The 4,899-nt window shown below is 49.2% G+C and carries 3 rRNA genes; all 3 read left to right on the plus strand.

Annotated features, from left to right (window positions below):
• The first annotated feature begins 128 nt into the window (after nt 1-128).
• The 3 genes from EDB95_RS27175 (at nt 129) to rrf (ending at nt 4,884) form a co-directional block, all read left to right on the plus strand.
• Nucleotides 129-1,654 (plus strand): 16S ribosomal RNA (locus tag EDB95_RS27175).
• Between the two features lie 181 nt (nt 1,655-1,835).
• A 23S ribosomal RNA gene (locus EDB95_RS27180) occupies nt 1,836-4,703 on the plus strand.
• Nucleotides 4,704-4,772: 69 nt separating this feature from the next.
• Nucleotides 4,773-4,884, plus strand: a 5S ribosomal RNA gene (gene rrf, locus EDB95_RS27185).
• Together the 16S, 23S and 5S rRNA genes form the textbook arrangement of a ribosomal RNA operon.
• Nucleotides 4,885-4,899: the final 15 nt, after the last annotated feature.

Below are 4,899 nucleotides of genomic sequence, written 5' to 3' on the forward strand. Positions count from 1 at the left end.
GAAGTTCTTTGAAAGATTGGAACAGCAGGACGTACTAAATAGTGATGTTTAGTATGTCGTCAGGTAAGAGTATATCAATGAATTAAGATTAAGATTTGAAGTCACTTCAATTCTTTCCAAAGTAATTTACAATGGAGAGTTTGATCCTGGCTCAGGATGAACGCTAGCGGCAGGCTTAATACATGCAAGTCGAGGGGCAGCGCGGTAGCAATACTGGCGGCGACCGGCAAACGGGTGCGGAACACGTACGCAACTTACCCCTAACTAAAGGATAGCCCAGAGAAATTTGGATTAACCCTTTATAGTACGACTGGTTGGCATCAACTGGTTGTTAAAACTCCGGTGGTTAGGGATGGGCGTGCGTCTGATTAGGTAGTTGGTAGGGTAATGGCCTACCAAGCCGACGATCAGTAGCTGATGTGAGAGCATGATCAGCCACACGGGCACTGAGACACGGGCCCGACTCCTACGGGAGGCAGCAGTAAGGAATATTGGTCAATGGACGCAAGTCTGAACCAGCCATGCCGCGTGAAGGATGAAGGTCCTCTGGATTGTAAACTTCTTTTATCTGGGACGAAACACTGGTTTTCTAACCAGCTTGACGGTACCAGAGGAATAAGCACCGGCTAACTCCGTGCCAGCAGCCGCGGTAATACGGAGGGTGCGAGCGTTATCCGGATTCACTGGGTTTAAAGGGTGCGTAGGCGGGTAAGTAAGTCCGTGGTGAAATCCTGCAGCTTAACTGCAGAACTGCCGTGGATACTATTTATCTTGAATATCGTGGAGGTTAGTGGAATAGGTCATGTAGCGGTGAAATGCTTAGAGATGACATGGAACACCGATTGCGAAGGCAGCTGGCTACACGATAATTGACGCTGAGGCACGAAAGCGTGGGTAGCAAACAGGATTAGATACCCTGGTAGTCCACGCCCTAAACGATGGATACTCGACATCAGCGATATTACTGTTGGTGTCTGAGCGAAAGCATTAAGTATCCCACCTGGGAAGTACGATCGCAAGATTGAAACTCAAAGGAATTGGCGGGGGTCCGCACAAGCGGTGGAGCATGTGGTTTAATTCGATGATACGCGAGGAACCTTACCTGGGCTAGAATGCCACTTGACCGGCCCTGAAAGGGGTTTTTGTAGCAATACACAGGTGGTAAGGTGCTGCATGGCTGTCGTCAGCTCGTGCCGTGAGGTGTTGGGTTAAGTCCCGCAACGAGCGCAACCCCTATCATTAGTTGCCATCAGGTTAAGCTGGGAACTCTAATGAAACTGCCGTCGTAAGACGCGAGGAAGGAGGGGATGATGTCAAGTCATCATGGCCTTTATGCCCAGGGCTACACACGTGCTACAATGGGTCGTACAAAGGGCTGCAACACAGCGATGTGAAGCTAATCCCAAAAAACGGCTCTCAGTTCAGATCGCAGTCTGCAACTCGACTGCGTGAAGCTGGAATCGCTAGTAATCGTATATCAGCAATGATACGGTGAATACGTTCCCGGACCTTGCACACACCGCCCGTCAAGCCATGGAAGCTGGGTGTACCTAAAGTCGGTAACCGCAAGGAGCCGCCTAGGGTAAAATCAGTGACTGGGGCTAAGTCGTAACAAGGTAGCCGTACCGGAAGGTGCGGCTGGAATACCTCCTTTTCAGAGTTATAACTCTTCCACAAATGACAAACTGCTGTTCCCTTCTTTTAAATTATTCGATTGTGAACGGATGAAACCGCGCGCGGTCGCAAAAGAGTCCTCATCAGTAGTGATGTTGACTGAAGTTCTTTGACATATTGGGTATAAAATGTAATACCGAGTAACTTTTAGAATTAAGAATTTTAAAGCGAAATAAGGGCGCATGGTGGATGCCTTGGGTCTGAGAGGCGAAGAAGGACGTGGTAAGCTGCGATAAGCCAAGGGGAGCTGCACACGAGCGATACATCCTTGGATTTCCGAATGGGACAACCTAGCTAGTTGAAGACTAGTTATCCGAAAGGAAGCCAACTCCGAGAACTGAAACATCTAAGTACCGGAAGGAAAAGAAAATAACAATGATTCCCTGAGTAGTGGCGAGCGAAAAGGGAAGAGCCCAAACCGGGGTGGCGTGCTGCCCCGGGGTTGTAGGACTGCGTTTAGAAAGCATTGTCAAGCAGAATCATCTGGAAAGATGGGCCATAGCAGGTGATAGCCCTGTAAGCACAAATCAATGTAGACGAGCAGTATCCTGAGTAGCGCGGGACCGGAGAAATCTTGCGTGAAACTGCCAGCACCATCTGGTAAGGCTAAATACTCCTCAGACACCGATAGTGAACCAGTACCGTAAGGGAAAGGTGAAAAGCACCCCGAACAGGGGAGTGAAATAGAACCTGAAACCGTGCGCCTACAAGCGGTCGGAGCCAGCAATGGTGACGGCGTGCCTTTTGCATAATGAGCCTACGAGTTACTCCTCACTGGCGAGGTTAAGTTCATAATTAACGGAGCCGCAGCGAAAGCGAGTCCAAACAGGGCGGATAGTCAGTGGGGGTAGACGCGAAACTTTGTGATCTATCCATGAGCAGGATGAAGTTCTGGTAACACAGAATGGAGGTCCGAACTCATTAGCGTTGAAAAGCTATGGGATGACTTGTGGATAGGGGTGAAAGGCCAATCAAACTGAGAGATAGCTCGTTCTCCCCGAAATGTTTTTAGGAACAGCCTCAGATATAGACGTTTACTAGAGGTAGAGCTACTGATTGGGCTAGGGGGCTTCACCGCCTACCAAACCCTGACAAACTCCGAATGCTAGTAAATATCTCTGGGAGTGAGGCTGCGGGCGCTAAGGTCCGTGGCCGAGAGGGAAATAACCCAGATTAGCAGCTAAGGTCCCTAATCGTATGTTAAGTTGATCAAACGAGGTGGAGTTTCAATAACAGCCAGGATGTTGGCTTGGAAGCAGCCATTCATTTAAAGAGTGCGTAACAGCTCACTGGTCGAGAGACTCTGCACGGAAAATAATCGGGCATCAAACATACAACCGAAGCTCTAGGATCAGCAATGATCGGTAGGGGAGCATTCTAACAGCATCGAAGGTGTATCGCGAGGTATGCTGGAGCGGTTAGAAAAGAAAATGTAGGCATAAGTAACGATAATTAAAGTGAAAAACTTTAACGCCGTAAGTCTAAGGGTTCCTGATCAACGTTAATCGGATCAGGGTTAGTCGGGTCCTTAGGTGAACCCGAAAGGGGCAACTGATGGAAAACTGGTTAATATTCCAGTACCCGCTATAGTTTCGATGGGGTGACGGGGAAGTGAAAGGTCCGCGATCTTACGGAATAGATCGTTAAAGCGTGTAGCTATATTCCAAACAGGTAAATCCGTTTGGGATGGTGAACGTGACAGTACCGCAAAGCTTCGGCAGCGCGGATAGTGACCCTAAACAAGCCTCCGAGAAAAACCTCTAAGGTTAGGCTATAGCGGCCCGTACCGCAAACCGACACAGGTAGACGGGATGAATATTCTAAGGCGCTCGGGTGAGCCGTGGAGAAGGAACTAGGCAAATTGACGCTGTAACTTCGGGATAAAGCGTACCATAGCGATATGGTCTCAGTAAAATGCTTCAACCAACTGTTTAACAAAAACACAGGGCCCTGCAAAATCGTAAGATGACGTATAGAGCCTGATACCTGCCCGGTGCTGGAAGGTTAAGGAAGGGTGTTCGACGCAAGTCAAAGCTCCTGACTGAAGCCCCAGTAAACGGCGGCCGTAACTATAACGGTCCTAAGGTAGCGAAATTCCTTGTCGGGTAAGTTCCGACCTGCACGAATGGTCTAATGAGTTGAAGACTGTCTCCTCCACGAGCCCGGTGAAATTGTAGTATCGGTGAAGATGCCGGTTACCCGCCACGGGACGGAAAGACCCCGTGAACCTTCACTACAACTTTGCATTGATTTTGAGTTATAGATGTGTAGGATAGTTGGGAGACTTTGATCCTGCCTCGCCAGGGGTAGGGGAGTCGTCGTTGAAATACCAACCTTCTGTCACTTAGAGTCTAACCCCTAACGGGGGACATTGCATGGTGGGTAGTTTGACTGGGGTGGTCGCCTCCTAAAGAGTAACGGAGGCTCGCAAAGGTTCCCTCAGTACGGTTGGTAATCGTACGCAGAGCGCATTAGTATAAGGGAGCTTGACTGTGAGGCAAACAAGCCGAGCAGGTGCGAAAGCAGGCTAAAGTGATCCGGCGGTTCTGTATGGAAGGGCCGTCGCTCAAAGGATAAAAGGTACTCCGGGGATAACAGGCTGATCTCCCCCAAGAGCTCATATCGACGGGGAGGTTTGGCACCTCGATGTCGGTTCGTCACATCCTGGGGCTGGAGAAGGTCCCAAGGGTTCGGCTGTTCGCCGATTAAAGTGGCACGTGAACTGGGTTCAGAACGTCGCAAGACAGTTCGGTCCCTATCTGTGGTGGGCGCAAGTTAATTGAGAGGACATGACCTTAGTACGAGAGGACCGGGTCGTACGTACCGCTGGTGTATCTGTTGTGCCGCCAGGTGCAATGCAGAGTAGCTATGTACGGACAGGATAAACGCTGAAAGCATCTAAGCGTGAAACCTTCCTCAAGATGAGTTAACTTTTAAGGGTCGTCAGAGACGATGACGTTGATAGGCTACAGGTGTAAAGGTGGTAACATCAAAGCCGAGTAGTACTAATTGCCCGTAAGCTTTAATTTTATTTTAGTTATTCGTATTACATTACCCGATATGTCACCTTATTATAGGTTGTAGAGACCTAAAGAGTTTATGGTGGTTATGCCGAGGGTGATCACCTCTTCCCATACCGAACAGAGAAGTTAAGCCCCTCATGGCCGATGGTACTGCACCAAAATGCGGGAGAGTAGGTAGCTGCCGTAATTATTAAAAAAAGCC

Origin of the sequence: Dinghuibacter silviterrae, assembly GCF_004366355.1 — a bacterium.
Lineage (GTDB): Bacteria > Bacteroidota > Bacteroidia > Chitinophagales > Chitinophagaceae > Dinghuibacter > Dinghuibacter silviterrae.